This is a genomic window from Pseudomonas asturiensis (assembly GCF_900143095.1).
GTDB lineage: Bacteria > Pseudomonadota > Gammaproteobacteria > Pseudomonadales > Pseudomonadaceae > Aquipseudomonas > Aquipseudomonas asturiensis.
Genome location: NZ_FRDA01000025.1, coordinates 46,843 through 63,686 on the forward strand (window position 1 = coordinate 46,843; position 16,844 = coordinate 63,686).

The window sequence follows — 16,844 nt, forward strand, 5'->3', positions numbered from 1 at the left end:
ATTCGTATGAATGGGCGGCAGGGATGGCTATATGATATCGACTATATCCCACCTTAAAAAAGTTGGAATTTTTCGAAATGAGCACGATCTGTTTTGCGAGTGGACAAAGCAGGAGCACCAAAATGGCTGATGAAAAACACTACCGGATTGATTATCTATTGCACGGTAGCTACAAGACGTTCTACATCAGGGCCGTCAATATGGATAACCAGGAAGCCTGGCATTGGGCGACGGTCGATGCAGGGTTCGGTGCGATTCCCAAGTACCGCTCCGACAGGGCGCCAAAACTGAGCAAGCCTCAGGCCGAGAAACTCGGGTTGTCGAACGTGGAGTGGAAGCAGGCGTGAGGCCGGGGCACTGAGTGGGCGATGATATTCACCCGCGTGCAGGTTTGATGTCGCACGCGGGTGGAGGGGGGGCGAGGGGATTGATCTGATCCAGCGTCCTTCCATGAAGATAACCCTGCAATGGCGGCAAGCACGCAGGCAACCTCATTCGTGGAGCCGCAATGGCTTCATTCAGCGCAGATGTCTTTGCGAATAATCAATGAAATCCCGTTTCAAATGATTGAGGGGGCGATCGCGCCGACCTCGAATTAGCTGTGTGCAAAGGTTTTCAACAGAAACAGTACGTTACACAAAGTCGTCGCCGAAGCTGTTGACGAACGTCAGTGCTGCGTCGCGTTGCCGCGCTCAGGTTTCCCTCCGATAGGCCGATAGGTCCGGTATCACATTGTATGAGCCCCATTGAACTAACCCATGAGGGCACGCTCAGAAGTGATGTCACAATGCCTTCACTCGATATGGATGTATCCGTTTGAGTGTAAAAGTGACTGACCGCCCACCTGTCGCGATGCAAAGAAGGGAGTTCTTTCAGCCGGATCAGGCCCCCTATTAGAAAGAGAACGATATGAATATTCTGTCGCCCGGTATCTCCCTGACCAACCGCTTGCGTTTCCCTGCCAAATTCACCGTTCTGGCCATCATCATCGTGATTCCGTTGCTTGTTCTCGGGCTGCGGGTGTTCAACAGCCTCAATGCGAGTATCGATACCGTTGCGCAAGAGCGCATGGGACGTGAATACCTGCACGTCGTGACACCGGTGTTGCGCCTCTCCATGCTGCAGCGTGCGCTGACCAATCGCATGCTGACCGGCGACGCTGCTGCGGCTCAAGACCTGGTTGCCAATCGCAGCCAGCTGGAAGCTGCGTTTGCCAACCTGGCGGACATTGACACCCGTCAGGGCCGTACGCTGGAGACAGAAAACCGGGTTCAACGCCTGCGTGATGGTGCCCGCACGATCATGGACAGCGTAAAGCCCGGTGCCTCGCCGGACGAAGTGTTCATTCAGTGGAATGAACAACTGACCCAGACCCTCAACTTCATCTATTACCTGTCGGCCACGTCCGGGCTGGTTCTGGATGAAGACTACGCGTCTCTCTTTCTGATCGACCTGAGCACCATCCGCATGCCTCGTCAGATCAACATCGCAGGCCAGATTCGCGGCATTACGGCGGGTTTGAGCACAGGGCAGAACCTGAGCCCGACAATGCGTGGCTCGCTGGATGCCCTGTTCAAGCAGGAAGCGCAGACCCGCCTGGAACTGGAGCAGAGCATTCGCCTGCTCAAGCGCCGAGCGCCCGAACTGACCGAGCGCGTCAATGCGCCGGTCGTGGCCGCCATCGCCGCGATGGACAGTTTCCGTGATGAACTCAAGGCCTACGTGACCGGCACCACGCTATCGGTTCAGCAAGGGCAGTCGTTGAGCGCTCGCGGTAATGCCGTTGTCGCCGCTTTCTACAAAGCGCAGGACGAGATCCAGGCGTCGCTGCAAGGTGAGCTGGACACACGCTATGACGCACTGTTGCTGCAACGCGAAATGGTCATCGCCATCTGCGTGTTCATGGGCCTGCTGCTGCTCTATGCGTTCTGCAGCATCTACCGTGCCTTGCGTCTGGCTATCGACGGCCTGCTGGACGTCACGCGCCGTCTGGCGGATGGTGATCTGAGTGCCCGTGTCCAGGTCCGCAGCCAGGACGAAGTGGCAGACATCGGTAATGGTCTGAACCTGATGGCGCAAGCCTTCTCCGGGTCCATCTCGCACATGGACCGCACGTCTTACGAATTGTCTGAAGTGGCCGCGCGGCTGGGCAACTCCATCAGCCTGGCCAAGCAGTCGATGAACGCCCAGCAGGCTGAAACCGAACAGGTGGCCACCGCCATCAACGAAATGACCGCCAGCGTCGCCGACGTTGCGCAGAACACAGAAGGCGCTGCGCAGGCTGCCGACGAGGCGAATACCGCGTCGCGTACCGGGTTGCGCGTCATGCACCAGGCACATTCGACGATTCAGGCACTGGCCGAGGAAGTGGAGCTCAGCGCTCAGAAAGTTCAGGCGCTGGCGCTGCACAGTCAGTCGATCGGTGGCGTCATTCAGGTGATCAGCACCATCGCCGATCAGACCAACCTGCTGGCATTGAACGCCGCCATCGAAGCGGCGCGTGCCGGCGAGCAAGGTCGCGGCTTTGCGGTGGTGGCTGACGAGGTTCGTACGCTGGCGTCGCGGACCCAGTCCTCCACCGAAGAGATCCGCAGCATCATCCAGCAACTGCAGGGGGCGACCGAAGCTGCCGTACAGCAGATGCAGGCCGGCCAACAGAAAGCGCAGGCGTGCATCAATGCCGCGGGCGAGGCGTCGGGCAGTCTGTCGAGCATCAGCCAGGGGGTGGAGCGGATCGTTGAAATGAATACCCAGATCGCCAGCGCCGCTGTCCAGCAGCACGCGGTTTCCGAAGATATCAACCGCAACGTGATGGGCATTCGCAGCAGCTCCGGGACCCTGATGGAAGGTATCGAGAACAACGCAGTCACGGCTGACGAACTGGGACGCGTGGCCAGTGAAATGCGCTCGGTGGTGTCGCGATTCAAGCTGGGGGCGTGACCTGAGCTGAATGGGCGTTACCTGATGGCGGGAAGCGGCGTGTTGGCGCCGCTTCCTGTCAAACAACCTGTAACCCACTAAATACACGCGCTTTTGTGGGAGCGAGCTTGCTCGCGAAAAGGCCAGTACATCCGACAATTATTCAGCGACTGAAACAGAGTATTCGCGGACAAGCGGAACGCCGCCCGGTCCGCTCCTACGAGGTCCGGGTTCTGCTGCACGCCGTGTCGAAACTCAGCCAAATCACTCCTGAATCAACGGTCTTCGCGCGGATTCTGTCTTTTCGATCAAGTTTTTCCTGATACCAGCCGATAGCTCTAGCGCGCAGGTTTGCTGTTCATAAAAACAAATCTTCAGCTCTTTCGTTGCGCATAAAAAGCATATTCAGGAGATTGCATGAACAGTAGCTTTGCGAACATCAGCGTCAACATGAAGTTGGCTCTGGGATTTGGCGCCGTCCTTTTTTTCACTGCCATTCTCGCCCTGGTCGGCTGGACCAGCCTCGACACACTGATCTATCGCACCGACAGAATCAGTGACATCACCCAGCTCGGCAATAAGCTGACCGACCTGCGAATCGCCCGACTGCAATACATGCTGGCCGACGGTGATGAGACCGCTGCGCAGAACATGCAGGGCAAGCTGGATAGCTTCAAACAGAATCAGCAATCATTGCTGGCAACCTTCACCAACCCCGCCAACGTCAAAACCCTCAACCAGCTCAGCGACGTCATTCGCGACTATGAGGCGTCGTTGAACCAGATGCGCGCGGTCTACCAGACCGGTGCCAGAGTGCGTAACGAAATGATCGCCAACGCGGCCGTGGCCATGCAGTCGATTGAAGCCCTCAACGATGCGGTTCTGCAACTGGATGCCTCGGACCCGGCGCGTTTTGATCAGGTGCAGTGGGTGAACACGGCCCGGCAGGATCTGATTCTGGTGCGCTATGAAGTGCGCGGTTACACCGGCAAGCCCGACGACAAGTCCGAGAAAGCTGTCTTTGAGCAACTGGACGCCGCCATTCAGCACCTGGACAGCCTCAAGTCCACCCTTGGCGCAGCCAACAGTACGAGGGTCGTGCAGCTGGAAAACGCACTGCGCAGCTATCGCCGTTCGGTTGAGGCCTTCAAGGCCACGACTGTAGAAGCGGCAACGGTGCGCAAGGACCTGACTAACCAGGGCGCGACCATCGTCAAGCTGGGCGATGAACTTTATGACCTGCAGATGAAGCTGGGCGACGCGGATACCGCTCAGGCGCGCAACCTGCAGATCGGTTGCGTGCTGCTGGTGCTGGTGCTCGGGATTCTGGCTGCAGTCGTTATCACGCGTCAGATCACGCGTCCGTTGCAGGAAACCCTGGCCATTGTTGATCGCATCGCCTCTGGCGACCTGACGCACACCGAGGTCATCACCCGACGCGACGAGCTGGGCGTGCTGCAACAGGGCATCCAGCGCATGGGTGCCACTTTGCGCGACCTGATTTCCGGGATTCGCGATGGCGTGACGCAGATTGCCAGCGCCGCCGAAGAGTTGTCGGCGGTCACCGAGCAGACCAGCGCGGGCGTCAACAGCCAGAAGGTCGAGACCGATCAGGTCGCCACAGCCATGAACGAAATGTCGGCCACCGTGCACGAAGTGGCGCGCAACGCCGAGCAGGCGTCCGTAGCTGCCTCCGATGCGGACAAGCAAGCGCGCGCCGGTGACAAGGTCGTGGGCGAAGCCATCGGCCAGATCGAACGACTGGCCGCCGAAGTCATTCGTTCTTCCGACGCCATGACGGTGCTGGAGCAGGAAAGCGACAAGATTGGCAAGGTCATGGACGTGATCAAGGCCGTGGCCGAGCAGACCAATCTGCTGGCGCTCAACGCCGCCATCGAAGCCGCACGTGCTGGCGAAGCGGGTCGCGGGTTTGCGGTAGTGGCGGATGAGGTGCGTGGCCTGGCGCAGCGTACTCAGCAATCGACCGAGGAAATCGAGACCCTGGTCGCTGGTCTGCAGAACGGCACGCGTCAGGTCTCGGAGATCATGCTGGGCAGCCGCACGCTGACCGACAGCAGTGTTGAACTGACCCGCAAGGCCGGTGTGTCGCTGGAAAGCATCACCCGTACGGTGTCGAACATTCAGGCCATGAACCAGCAGATCGCCGCCGCTGCCGAGCAGCAAAGCTCAGTGGCCGACGAGATCAGCCGCAGCATCGTGAATGTGCGCGACGTGTCCGAACAGACCGCCGAAGCCAGCGAAGAAACCGCCGCCTCCAGCGTTGAGCTGGCGCGTCTAGGTGGACAGTTGCAGATGATGGTCAGCCATTTTCGGGTGTAATGGTTTTAACCGGACGAGCGGATAAACGAAGACGGGTGGGAAGCCTCACCACGTCTTCGACATCGCGCAGCAAACCTCGTGAGAGCGGACCGTGCGGCGTTCCGCTTGTCCACGAATGCCGTGTTCCAGTCGCTGGATAGTTGTCGGATGTACCGGCCTTTTCGCGGACAAGTCCGCTCCCACTGGCTGAGATCGGTTTTCAGCCTGTAAGAGTGGACCGGGCGGCGTTCCGCTTGTCCACGAAGACTGCCTTTCCGACGCAACCCTTCTACTGAATACACTGGCCTTTTCGCGGACAAGTCCGCTTCTACAATCCTTTATTTGCTGCCGTATGTTGCGCAGGTTCTGTGGCCGCCCTTGAGATCCATTTCCGGGCTCAGCAGGTCACGCCCTGTGTTGTGCAGTCTTTAGAGGACGACGTCGGCAGGTAAGCGTCGCGTATCCGTTGCAGCTCGCCGCGACGTTGCATGTCGAGGATCGCGGCATTGATTTTCGGCAGCAGCGCAGCGTGCTGGTTCGCCAGCATCATCGACAAGTGCGATTCGCTGAGCAGGGCGCCCTGGCGAAACCGGCCAGGGTCGATCTGGTGGGTCGTGATGAGGTAGTCATACAGGTCGTCGACCATGGCCACAGCATTTACGCGCTTGTTGGCGACCAGCTCGAGCAGGGCTGAATCCTCCGAGGTTTCAAGCTTGGTCACACGCCGTTCCTGAAGGGCGGAGTCCAGAGCGCGATAGGTGTAACCCCGGACCATGCCAATCGTCACGCCTTGCAACTCACTCAGCGGCACGCGCAACAATGGATCATCCGCGGCAAAGTACAAGTGCTCACGAACTGCCAGATAGGGCACGGAAAAGACATACTTGTTCGCGTTATTGGCGCTGGTCCAGTTCGGTGATTCGGCATAACTGATATCGATCTTTCCCTTATCCAGCATCACTTGCATGCGGTTGCCTGGATAGGAAACAAACTGCGCATCAATGTTCGCCTGTTTGAATACCTGGCGGGCAATGTCTGTGGAAACACCGCGCAAGGTGTTGTACTCATCGGTGTAGATGAAAGGCCGCCATTCGGTACTGGCGGCCACGTACGACTGTGCCTGCGCCACGCCGATGGGATGACACATCGCCCATGCACACCCCAGGACCAGAACGCGTAATCCCCTCATTCGATATCCTTTCGTCGTTGCACCGATACGCACTGACAGGCCGGTCGGATGTTCAGCGGTATGTATATACCTTGGTATATGACATTCATACTTTCGAGTCGACACGGTCTACGTTTGCAGGTTTTAACCGCGCACCGGAAATCGATAAGCTGTGTTCAACGAGTGGTTAGACACTCACTGCCATTTTCTCTGTATCCGCTGACATTCAGTTTTCTGAAACGCTGTCGGCGCGTACCCGTGCAGCCGTTTCGAGGTGAACCCATGCATTCGATTTTCGAGCCCGGTAAAAGCCTGCGTGCCACCCGCTATGGCGATGCAAGAGCGCGCATGCCGTATTGGGTCGACCTCGTCTGTGTGGCGTTGCTGGCGTTGGTGGTCATGCTGTTGCTGCACGGCGTCGGGCAGATGTTTCAGCCGTTGTCCCTGCTGACTTCAAACCCCATGACGCTTGATCCGGCCAACCTGCCGGAGTATGCATTGCGCACCACGCTGCGCATGTTCATCGCATTGGCAGCCTCGCTGGTCTTCACCCTGATTGTGGCCACGCTGGCGGCCAAAAGCCGTAAGGCCGAACAGGTGATCATTCCGGCGCTGGATATTCTGCAATCGGTTCCGGTGCTGGGCTTTCTGACCTTTACCGTGACCTTTTTCATCGGTCTGTTTCCGGGGCGGCAACTGGGCGTCGAGTGCGCGGCGATCTTTGCCATCTTTACCAGCCAGGCCTGGAACATGGCGTTCAGCTTTTACCAGTCGTTGCGCACGGTGCCCAACGATCTGAGTGAGGTCAGCCGTCAGTTTGGCTTGTCGCCGGTGCTCAGGTTCACCCGGCTGGAACTGCCGTTCGCCATTCCGGGGCTGGTCTGGAACATGATGATGTCGATGTCCGGTGGCTGGTTTTTCGTGGTGGCCTGCGAGGCGATTTCGGTGGGCGATACCACCGTCAATCTGCCCGGCATCGGTTCGTGGCTCGCGCTGGCAATCGCACAGAAAGACCTGACGGCGATTGCCTGGGCGGTCGCTGCCATGGCGCTGGTGATCGTGGCCTACGACCAGTTGCTGTTTCGGCCGGTGGTGGCCTGGGCGGACAAGTTTCGCTTCGAGCAGACCGCTTCGCAAAAGCGCCCGCGTTCCTGGATGTACAGCCTGCTGGGTCGCTCGCGAATCGCACCGTTGCTGGGTGCCGTGCTGGTGGCGCCCTGGAAGGGCCTGATGCTGATCGACTGGCGCGGCTTGACGCGCTTCTGGAGCGTCAAGCCCACGCCAGGGTTCAGCCGTTTTCTCGACACCGCCTGGCTGGGGCTGGTGATTGCCGGCTGCCTGGCAGCCAGTGTCTGCCTGTTCCGTTTCATCGAGGCATCGCTGGGGCTTGGCGATCTGGTCACGGCGTTCGGGTTGGGCCTGGCCACGCTGCTGCGGGTCAGCGTACTGATCGTGATCGCCAGTCTGATCTGGGTGCCTGTCGGCGTGTGGATCGGTCTGCGTCCGGTGTGGGCCGAACGGTTGCAGCCCATCGCGCAGTTTCTGGCGGCGTTTCCCGCGAACGTGCTGTTTCCATTCGCAGTCATCGCCATCGTCGGCCTGCACCTGAACCCCGACATCTGGCTGTCGCCGCTGATGGTGCTCGGCACCCAGTGGTACATCCTGTTCAACGTCATCGCCGGGGCCAGCGCCTTGCCGACCGACCTGCGCGAAGCGGCCACGATGTTCAATATGCGTGGCTGGCAGTGGTGGCGTCGGGTGGCGTTGCCGGGTGTGTTTCCTTACTACATTACCGGCGCGCTGACGGCATCGGGCGGTTCGTGGAATGCCAGCATTGTGGCCGAGGCCGTGTCCTGGGGCGACAAGCATCTGGAGGCTGCCGGTCTGGGCTCGTACATCGCCAACGCCACTCAGGCGGGCGACTACGCACGGGTTGCGCTGGGCATTGCCGTCATGTCGGTCTTCGTGATCGCGTTCAACCGGTTGCTGTGGCGCCCACTGTACGGGTTCGCCGAGCGACGTCTGAGTCTTGTCTGATGTTGGGTTTGGGGAGGATGCCACGATGATGGCTGTCGAAAAGCGTTGCCTGGTGGATGTGCAGAAGGTTCGACATGTGTACGGCAAGGCCAGCAAAGAGCGGCTTGTGCTGGATGACGTGACGCTGCAACTCCACGAAAACGAAATCATCGGCCTGCTGGGCCGCTCCGGCTCGGGCAAGTCCACGCTGTTGCGCTCCATCGCAGGGCTGGTGGTGCCGACCGAGGGCCAGGTGCTTTTCCCCAACCGTGCGCAGGGCAAGGCCATGTCGGTGGGCATGGTATTCCAGAGCTTCGCGCTGTTTCCGTGGCTGACGGTACTGCAAAACGTTGAAGTCGGGCTTGAAGCGCAAGGCGTACCGGCTTCGCTGCGACGCAAGCGGGCGCTGGCGGCGATCGACCTGATCGGCCTGGACGGGTTCGAAAGCGCCTACCCCAAGGAATTGTCGGGCGGCATGCGCCAGCGAGTCGGCATGGCGCGGGCGCTGGTGATCGACCCTGACGTGCTGCTGATGGATGAGCCGTTCTCGGCGCTCGACGTGCTGACGGCCGAAACCCTGCGCACCGACCTGCTGGACATGTGGAGTGAAGGCCGCATGCCGATCAAGTCAATCCTGATGGTGACGCACAACATCGCCGAGGCCGTGCTGATGTGCGACCGTATCCTGCTGTTCTCCTCCAATCCGGGTCGGGTGATCAGTGAAATCAAGGTCGACCTGCCTCAGCCACGTAACCGTCAGGACCCGATCTTTCAGGCGCTGGTCGAAGAAATCTACGTGCTGATGACTCAGGACAGCGACGCGGGCGCGATTCGTCAGGGTGTGTTTCCGGGGACCGGGCTGGGCATGGTCCTGCCGCACGTGTCGACCAACGCGCTGGCCGGTCTGATCGAGGCGATTCATGCGCCGCCGTACAGCATGAAAGCCGACCTGCCGGAACTGGCCAGTGCGTTGCACTACAACGCCGACGAGCTGTTTCCGATTGCCGAAGTGCTGCAACTGCTGCGCTTCGCCGAACTCAAGGGGGGCGACATTCGCCTGCTGCCTGCGGCCAATCGTTACGCGCTGGCGGACGTGGATGAACGCAAGCAGCTGTTTGCCCAGCACCTGCTGAGCTTTGTGCCGCTGGTGGCGCATATTCGTCGGGTGCTGGATGATCGCTCCACCCATACCGCCCCGGCACGGCGTTTTCGGGATCAACTGGAAGACTTCATGTCTGAAAGCGATGCGCGCCAGACGCTGGATTCGGTGACGCAGTGGGGACGCTACGCCGAGTTGTTCGCCTACGATGAACTGGCCGATCAGTTCAGTCTGGATAACCCTTCCTGAGGTGTGTCAGCGCATACTGCGCTGGGCCCTTTAAACGAGTGAGATGGTGCAGATGCGCGAGCCTGAATCCTTTGGCAAGGCCGCGATGGCGGTCAGGCTGGCGGCCTTGCTGGTCCTGGCCGTTGTGATCGCGATTGCCGATACCCTGACCGATCTGGAAATTGCCGTGGGCGTGTTCCAGATTGCCGTGGTGCTCATGGCGGTCACGTTCCTGCCGGTCGCGGGTGTCATCGCTGTCGCGGTGACCTGCATGGCGCTGACGATGCTCAGTTACGAGCTGACGACATCGCGGGGCAGCGAGGCGGCGCTGATCAACTGCATCATCAGTCTGGCGGCGATTGCCATGGCGACTTATCTGGCGCTGCGCATGGCGATAGCCATCCGCTCGGTCCACGAAGCACGCTCGCAGTTGGCGCAGATCGCCCGGGTCAACATGCTGGGTGAGCTGACAGCGTCCATCGCCCATGAAATCAATCAGCCGTTGTCGGCCATCGTTACCAGCGGCAACGCCTGTACGCGCTGGCTGGACGCGGAACCGGCCAATCTGGACCGTGCGCGCCAGGCGCTTGCGCGAATGATCGGCGATGCCAATCGGGCGGGCGATATCATTGTGCGAGTGCGGGCAATGGCCAAGCGCTCGGCAGCGCACAAGGAGTGGATCAACGTGGCCGATACGGTGGCCGAGATCGTCTCGCTGGCCCACAGTGAAATCGACGAGCAGCAGGTCGCGCTCGCGGTCCAGGTGTCGGAAGGGTTGCCGCCGCTGCTGGCCGACCGCGTGCAGATTCAGCAAGTGCTGCTGAACCTGATGCTTAATGCCGTGGACGCGATGAGAAAGGTCGAGCCCGGTGAGGCTCGCCTGGAGGTGATGGTGGACTGGAACGCAGGCGGGGAGGTGAAGTTCTCGGTGCGCGACAATGGCGTCGGCGTGCAGCCGGAAAACATCGAGCGTATTTTCGACGCGTTCTACACGACCAAGGAGGAGGGGATGGGAATCGGTCTGGCGATCAGCCGGTCCATTATCGAGGCACATGGCGGGCGTATCTGGGTGACGCCTGATTCGTCAGTCGGTGCTACGTTTCACTTCACGCTGCCTACCGGAAAGATGGACTCCTGATGAACACCACCGACACCACCGTGCAGGCCGAAGAACCCATCATCTACGTGATCGATGACGACCTGTCGGTGCGCACTTCGCTGGAAGACCTGCTGGCGTCGGTGGGGCTGCGCAGCCTGCTGTTCGGCTCCACGCAGCAATTCATGGACACGCCCCGGCCCGAGGCGCCGGGTTGTCTGATTCTGGACATCCGCATGCCCGGCATGAGCGGCCTGGAGTTTCAGGAGCAGATGGCGCGATCGGGAATTTTTCTGCCTGTGATCTTCATCACCGGACACGGCGACATTCCCATGTCGGTGCGGGCCATGAAAGCCGGTGCTGTGGAGTTTCTGACCAAGCCGTTTCGCGAGCAGGACCTGCTCGACGCCATCCAGCAAGGCCTGGCGCTGGACCGTGTTCGCCGTCAGAACGCTGCGGTGGAAGCCGAACTGCGGCGTCGGCATGCGAGCCTCAATCAGGGCGAGCAACAGGTCATGGCGCTGGTGGTCACAGGCCTGCTGAACAAGCAGATAGCGTCGCGATTGAACGTCAGCGAAATCACCGTCAAAGTCCGTCGCGGCTCGATGATGCGCAAGATGCAGGCCGACTCCCTGGCGGAGCTGGTCAGGTTTGCCGAGCGCTTGCAGGCGGGAGATTGAGTGGATGAGCGTGTCCGTGCGCCGTGTTCATCGTTATACACACGTCCTGCAGCACTCACTGAACTGACGCCATCGCCGGCAAGCCGCCTCCCACAGGTTATGCATCCAGTCAGACATTCTCGTTTTAGCCACGTTTTGCCTGGATACGACCAAACCGCGGTAGCTAATTCACCAGCTCCGGCAGCACGTAATGCTTCACCACAAACAGTGAGCCTTCCGTGCTCAGGTGCCCCGAATCGATCTGCAGCAGCGAGTCGGTGTCTTCAAGACGCACCAGGCAGGCGTCGGCGATGCACAGCCTGTCGATCAGCGAGACGAACTGGATGTCTGCCGACGCGGCCAGTTGCCGGGTCGCCTGATCCACGGCCATCATGCCCTCATCAAGAGCCGGGTCGCTGATGTGTGACTCGTTCAGGCCCCAGTGACGGTTGGCAATGACGCTGGGCAGCGATGGATTCCACTGAGGTAGCGGGCCGATCAACACCACATGTTTCACTCCATACCCCTTGAGCCTGATCGCAATGCCGTTCCAGTCGGTCTTGTCGTGACCGTCCTTCTGGGCGATGACTACGATGTTCGGGCGCAACGTTTCGATGCTGTGCAGCGCCAGCCTGTTGGAGTAATCACAGGCCCTGCTGGTGGGAGATGCCCTGCCCTGGTGGACGCTCAGGCCGGGACGGCAACTGGCTGACGCGACCTGATAGAACGGCGTGTCCCTGGCCAGCAAGGTTCGTAAACCCAGCGACAGCGCTTGCGCATGCGAGTCGCCCCACAGAAACACACCGCCTTCACCCTGCTTGCGTGTGCACGACTCATCGATGCTCGACTGCCCGCGCTGCGTGAACGCCGAAAACGCGTCGCACTTGAGCCAGTAGGGCTCGTACAGGTTCTGCTGCCGGTTCACGTAATCCTGAATGAACGAGGCCTTGGCGGACAGGCTGATCTCCCGCATCGGCGAGACCACGCCCTGCGTCGCGCTCACCGCCGTGCCGCCCACGAACACCAGTGCAACGGCCGTACCGAGCGTGGCGAGTGTCCAGCGTTGCCTGTGGCGCGCACGACCGGTGGGTTTTTCGATCAGCTCGTACGAGGCGATGGCCAGCAAAAAAGCCACACCGATGCCCATCAGCACGTTGCCAGCTTCGCCCAGCCATCCGGCGTAATTCATCAGCACGACCACCGGCCAGTGCCAGAGGTACAGCGAATAGGACAGTTTGCCGGTCCACTGCGAGAGCGCGTGGGTGGTCAGCAGCGAGTTCTGACGCGCCGCGACGATCACCGCAAATGCGCCCAGCACAGGCAACAGCACCAGATAACCCGGCCACAGGTCCTGCACCGACACCAGAAAGAAACTCGCCAGCATGAGCGCCAGCCCGACGCTTTCCAGAATGCGCTTCTGAACGCTGCGCAGCTGGAAGGGAAACAGGCAGGCCACGCCGCCCAACATCAACTCCCAGGCCCGGGTCGGCAGCAGGTAAAACGACGCTTCCGGCCAGCGTGCCGAGGCGAGCACGCCCACCACGAACCCGGTCAGGCTGCCGCCCAGGATCCACCAGCGCAGATTCCTCAGCGCCACGAAGCGACGCAGTACCAGCAGGGCGATCGGGTACAGCAGATAGAACTGCCACTCGACCGAAAGCGACCAGGTGTGCAACAGCCATTTTTCATGCGCACTGGCCGTGAAATAGCCCGCTTCGCGCCAGTAGACGAAGTTGGACACAAAACCCAGGCTGCTCGCGATGTGGGTGCCCAGCGCGCTGTAGTCCAGCGGCAGCAGGTAGAACCAGCCCAACCCCAGCAAGACGAAACACATCACCGCCAGCGCCGGCATGATCCGCCGCGCGCGGGATGTGTAGAACGCCTTCAGGCTGAAGGTGCCATCGTTGAGACCGCGCATGATGATCCCGGTGATCAGGTAACCCGAAATCACGAAAAACACATCCACCCCGGCAAAGCCACCGGGCAGCCAGGCGGGATGGAAATGGAACAGCAGCACGGCGATAACCGCGATGGCGCGCAGGCCATTGATGTCTTTTCTGAAGTCCATGGGAGAGTGCCGGTCCGTGGGTGATCGGGGAGGTAGGTTCAGGTGATTGCGGCGATGGCCCTGCTTTCAGCAAAGCAGCGGTTCTGTCAGAGGGAGATGTGTTGTCCGGTCGTCAGTCTTCGCGAGCAAGCTCGCTCCCACGAGAAACTGAACGCCTTACGCGGACGTGCTCACGACAGGTCCCCGTGGGAGCGAGCTTGCTCGCGAAGGCCTGGGCTGGCTCAACCCGGATCTGTCGTCGCCACTCATTCTTTCTGAGCAATCTGCCCGCCGCGACTCGCCGGGCTCAACCGGATGATCTTGGGAAAGTTGGTCAGCGTGATCGAGGCCGAGCACTGATTGCCTTCACAGGCCCATGACTGACCGCTGTCCACTTCTCCGCGCTCGGCATGAACCGTATCGGTCATCCGCAAAGGACCGTTCCCGTTGCCCTGGCTGACCACCTGCACCTCACGCGGCTTGCCAATCGCCCAGGCCACCAGCACCCGCTCGTTCCCCTTGCTGAAGTGCAGTTGATAAAGGTCTTTGGTCAGCGAGCTGGCCTGGGCGTCGTAGGTGAAGTCACGAACCACCGGCGCGATGGCCTTCATCATGGTGTAGGCGGGTTTGGGCGACAGGTCTTCATTGAGCAAACCGAAGTTGTGCTCCTGGTCGTAGCGATCCGGGCCATCGTTGTAAAGGTCGAACCACCACATGCCTTTGACGTTGGGAATGGTGCGCGCCAGAAAGTAGATCCGCGCCATGTAGCGCGCCTGGGTCAGTTCGCTTTTGCCACAGGGCCCCTGATGGCTGGGCCAGCCCATTTCCGTCAGGTAAATCGGTACATCACGGCCTGCCTTGGTGCGGATGTAGCGCTCGTAGTCGGCCATCCACACCACCCACGCTTCGGGTGTGTTGCCGTCATCGGCGGCACAGTGCGCGTAGGGATGCACAGACAACCCATCGATGAGGTCCAGCGCACCGCTTTCGATCAAGGGATCAGCGAAGCCGTATTTCATGCCGTCGGGGGTCACTGAGCCGGCGAGAATCTTCGCCTGCGGGCCTGTGCCATTGCGAGTGTTCTTGCGGATGATCGGCACGGTTTTCTGCACCAGCGTCACGTAGTCCAATGCAAGCTGGGGGTCGGCGGAGGCTTCAAGGTCCCACTCGTTCCAGATCTCGTAATAGGTGATGCGGTTGCCGAGCTGGCGGGTGACGTAATCGACGTAATTCAGAAACGCGCCCATCACCACCGGCTCTCGAGGCTTCTTGTTGTCGTGAAAGTACGTGCTGTAGCCCAGTATCGCCAGGCGGCTCATGTCCAGTTCCCGGGCGATGGTCAGGTAGTTGCGCCAGTTGGCGGTGATGCGCAGTTCGTGGGGATAAGGCGCTGCGGTTGACCAGAATGCATCGTCCTTGACCGAGTTGAAACCGGCTTCTGCGGTCAGCTCCAGGGGTTGTTTAAGCTTGCGGTCGAAGTTCATCAGGTGCGTCGCGATGCCGACGACGAAGGGCGGTTCGGCCCGAGCCATCGGCACGACGCTCAGCCAGCCCAGCAGCAGGAGCGTCGCGGTGCAGCGTAAAGAGCGGGTCATGGCACAGCCTCCTCAGCGCAGGTCGGGAAAGGCAGTGAGTTGCAGTTCAGCCGGTCGGGGCGTCATGGCCTCCTTTTTTTCCGCGATGACATAGCCGATGGCCAAGCCTGCAAACAGATTGGCCACCGCGACCTCGAACATGTCCGTGGTCCAACTGATCAGGCACCAGCAGACACTGATCGACAGCAGCATGCGCCCGACCCGGCTTTCGTCCTCGATCAGCTTGAACAGCAGCGGAACCTGCAGGGTGTACAGCAAGCCGCCGACCACGCCGAGCATCGCCCACAGGTACAGCGCCGAGTTGTCCATGCCCAGGAAAATCTCCCAGCCTTCCACCGGGAAGATGCCCATGGTGCTGCCGACCATGCCGAAGCCTGCGCCGGTGAGCACCCAGCCTTCGCGCGTCAGGGCGTTGATCACGTTGGGCCAGGTGTTGATCAGCCGGTCGTAGAGCGAGGCCAGCGTACTGCCGCTGCTGCTGACCGTGCGCGCATCGAAGCTCATCACCATGCCCAACGTGGGCAGCAGCAGGCCGACGAACACCACCACAATGCACAGCGTGCGGCAGGTCCAGCTCATGCGCTGGATCAACAGCAGGCCCATGGTCAGCACAAAGGCTCCGGCGGGCGCTTTACTGGTGGTCAGCACGATGGCATAGAGCGCGATGGCACTGAGCAGCATCATCACCAGTCGCGAACGCAGGAACATGAACAGGTACAGGGTGTAGAAAGCGATCAGGATCGATAGCACATTGGAGACCCGCGCAAAGCCGGCGAGCCGGTCCTCATCGTCGGCGCTCCACGTGGTATTGGCGCTCAGCTCGGTTTCACCCACGCTGTAGCTGTAGCCTTTCCACGGCACGCTGGTGAACCTGTCCAGCGCCAGGCCCGCCAGCGAGGCCAGCAGGCAGAAACCGACGGCCCAGCACAGCAGCTTTCTGCGATGAATCAGGTGCTCGCTGCACACCAGCCCGAACACCAATGGACTCAACGCAAACAGGCTGAACGCCAGGTTGTGCGGGCTGGCGCGGTGCAGCATGGCCAGCAGCCCGGAGATCGCCCACAGGATGACAAAGGTCCAGAACAACCGTCCGGCCTTGAAGGTGCGCAGTTCCAGCGCGAACAACAGGATGCAGGCCACTTTGGGCAGGTACAGCAGAGGGCCGATTCCTGCCTTGTCAAAGTAGAAGCGCAAGGCACCGGAAAAGGTCTCGACCAGAATCAGGCTGATCGCAACCCATACGACGACTGTGGATTTATCAAAAGAAATGATCGACGACGAATCGCCAGCTCTGTTCGCTGGGTTCAGCTCCATGAGGTCTGCCTTCTGAATGGCGTCAGGAAATTCGAACGGACAACGCTACCGCCCGACGACCGCGACAGGCGGGTCGATAGAAGGGGATGCGTCTGAGAACAAACAAGGGAGGTCTGGAGCGAATGCTCGCAACGGCGTGACAGGGTGTATATCAGTCGCAGTTCGGGAAACTGTCAATTAATTCGTCAGAATTAGCGGATTATCCGATGAGTGCCGCAGGCTGGATTGTTTCTGCGCGCTCCGGGCGGCAGTACGGCGATGAAGCCGGTGCATCCGCCCCACGAATGTAGTGCCTCAAAGACAGCCTTCGCGAGCAAGCTCGCTCCCACTGGACGTGCGTTATTCGGCCGGTTGCTTGCGGAGTGATCCGTTTGATAGCTGCCA

The 16,844-nt window shown here is 60.3% G+C and carries 10 protein-coding genes and 3 pseudogenes; 9 read left to right on the forward strand and 4 right to left on the reverse strand.

Translation table 11 applies throughout. The annotated features are described in order from the left end of the window. Positions 1-122 precede the first annotated feature (122 nt). From BUB69_RS26910 to BUB69_RS29780, 5 genes and pseudogenes are all read left to right on the forward strand, one after another. Positions 123-347: a DUF6555 family protein gene (locus BUB69_RS26910; protein ID WP_073172914.1), complete on the forward strand. Its 225-nt coding sequence runs from the start codon at positions 123-125 to the stop codon at positions 345-347. A gap of 1,555 nt (positions 348-1,902) precedes the next feature. After that, a pseudogene (locus BUB69_RS29765) lies at positions 1,903-2,070 on the forward strand (HAMP domain-containing protein); the annotation flags it as partial. A gap of 159 nt (positions 2,071-2,229) precedes the next feature. Then, entirely contained in the window at positions 2,230-2,940 is a 711-nt protein-coding gene (locus tag BUB69_RS29770) for a methyl-accepting chemotaxis protein (protein ID WP_425439410.1), read from the forward strand. A 429-nt stretch (positions 2,941-3,369) separates the two neighbouring features. Continuing rightward, positions 3,370-4,356: pseudogene (locus BUB69_RS29775) on the forward strand (methyl-accepting chemotaxis protein); the annotation flags it as partial. A gap of 309 nt (positions 4,357-4,665) precedes the next feature. Further along, a pseudogene (locus tag BUB69_RS29780) lies at positions 4,666-5,259 on the forward strand (methyl-accepting chemotaxis protein); the annotation flags it as partial. Positions 5,260-5,635: 376 nt separating this feature from the next. Here the strand turns inward: BUB69_RS29780 and BUB69_RS26925 are convergent. Then, the gene (locus BUB69_RS26925) at positions 5,636-6,427 is read right to left on the reverse strand and encodes a substrate-binding periplasmic protein (protein WP_084537208.1); all 792 of its coding nucleotides are present in this window, start codon (positions 6,425-6,427) and stop codon (positions 5,636-5,638) included. Positions 6,428-6,688: 261 nt separating this feature from the next. Between BUB69_RS26925 and BUB69_RS26930 the strand changes: the two genes are divergently transcribed. The 4 genes from BUB69_RS26930 to BUB69_RS26945 are packed head-to-tail and all read left to right on the forward strand — an operon-like array spanning position 6,689 to position 11,525. Then, positions 6,689-8,443 carry an ABC transporter permease gene (locus BUB69_RS26930; protein WP_073172926.1) on the forward strand — a complete coding sequence of 585 codons (1,755 nt, stop codon included), beginning with the start codon at positions 6,689-6,691 and terminating at the stop codon, positions 8,441-8,443. A gap of 25 nt (positions 8,444-8,468) precedes the next feature. Beyond that, positions 8,469-9,770 carry an ABC transporter ATP-binding protein gene (locus BUB69_RS26935; protein WP_024685993.1) on the forward strand — a complete coding sequence of 434 codons (1,302 nt, stop codon included), beginning with the start codon at positions 8,469-8,471 and terminating at the stop codon, positions 9,768-9,770. Positions 9,771-9,822: 52 nt separating this feature from the next. After that, complete coding sequence (locus tag BUB69_RS26940) at positions 9,823-10,887, forward strand: sensor histidine kinase (RefSeq protein WP_073172992.1); 1,065 nt, start codon at positions 9,823-9,825, stop codon at positions 10,885-10,887. Continuing rightward, complete coding sequence (locus tag BUB69_RS26945; protein WP_073172929.1) at positions 10,887-11,525, forward strand: response regulator transcription factor; 639 nt, start codon at positions 10,887-10,889, stop codon at positions 11,523-11,525. Before BUB69_RS26940 ends, BUB69_RS26945 begins: the two co-directional genes overlap by 1 nt. A gap of 163 nt (positions 11,526-11,688) precedes the next feature. Here the strand turns inward: BUB69_RS26945 and BUB69_RS26950 are convergent, their stop codons facing one another. The 3 genes from BUB69_RS26950 to BUB69_RS26960 form a co-directional block, all read right to left on the reverse strand. After that, a complete protein-coding gene (locus tag BUB69_RS26950) occupies positions 11,689-13,572 on the reverse strand; it encodes an acyltransferase family protein (protein WP_073172932.1) in 1,884 nt (627 codons plus the stop codon). A 245-nt stretch (positions 13,573-13,817) separates the two neighbouring features. Continuing rightward, positions 13,818-15,146: a glycoside hydrolase family protein gene (locus BUB69_RS26955; protein WP_073172935.1), complete on the reverse strand. Its 1,329-nt coding sequence runs from the start codon at positions 15,144-15,146 to the stop codon at positions 13,818-13,820. A 12-nt stretch (positions 15,147-15,158) separates the two neighbouring features. Next, positions 15,159-16,460, reverse strand: coding sequence for a hypothetical protein (locus BUB69_RS26960; protein ID WP_073172939.1), 1,302 nt, complete (start codon positions 16,458-16,460; stop codon positions 15,159-15,161). Positions 16,461-16,844: the final 384 nt, after the last annotated feature.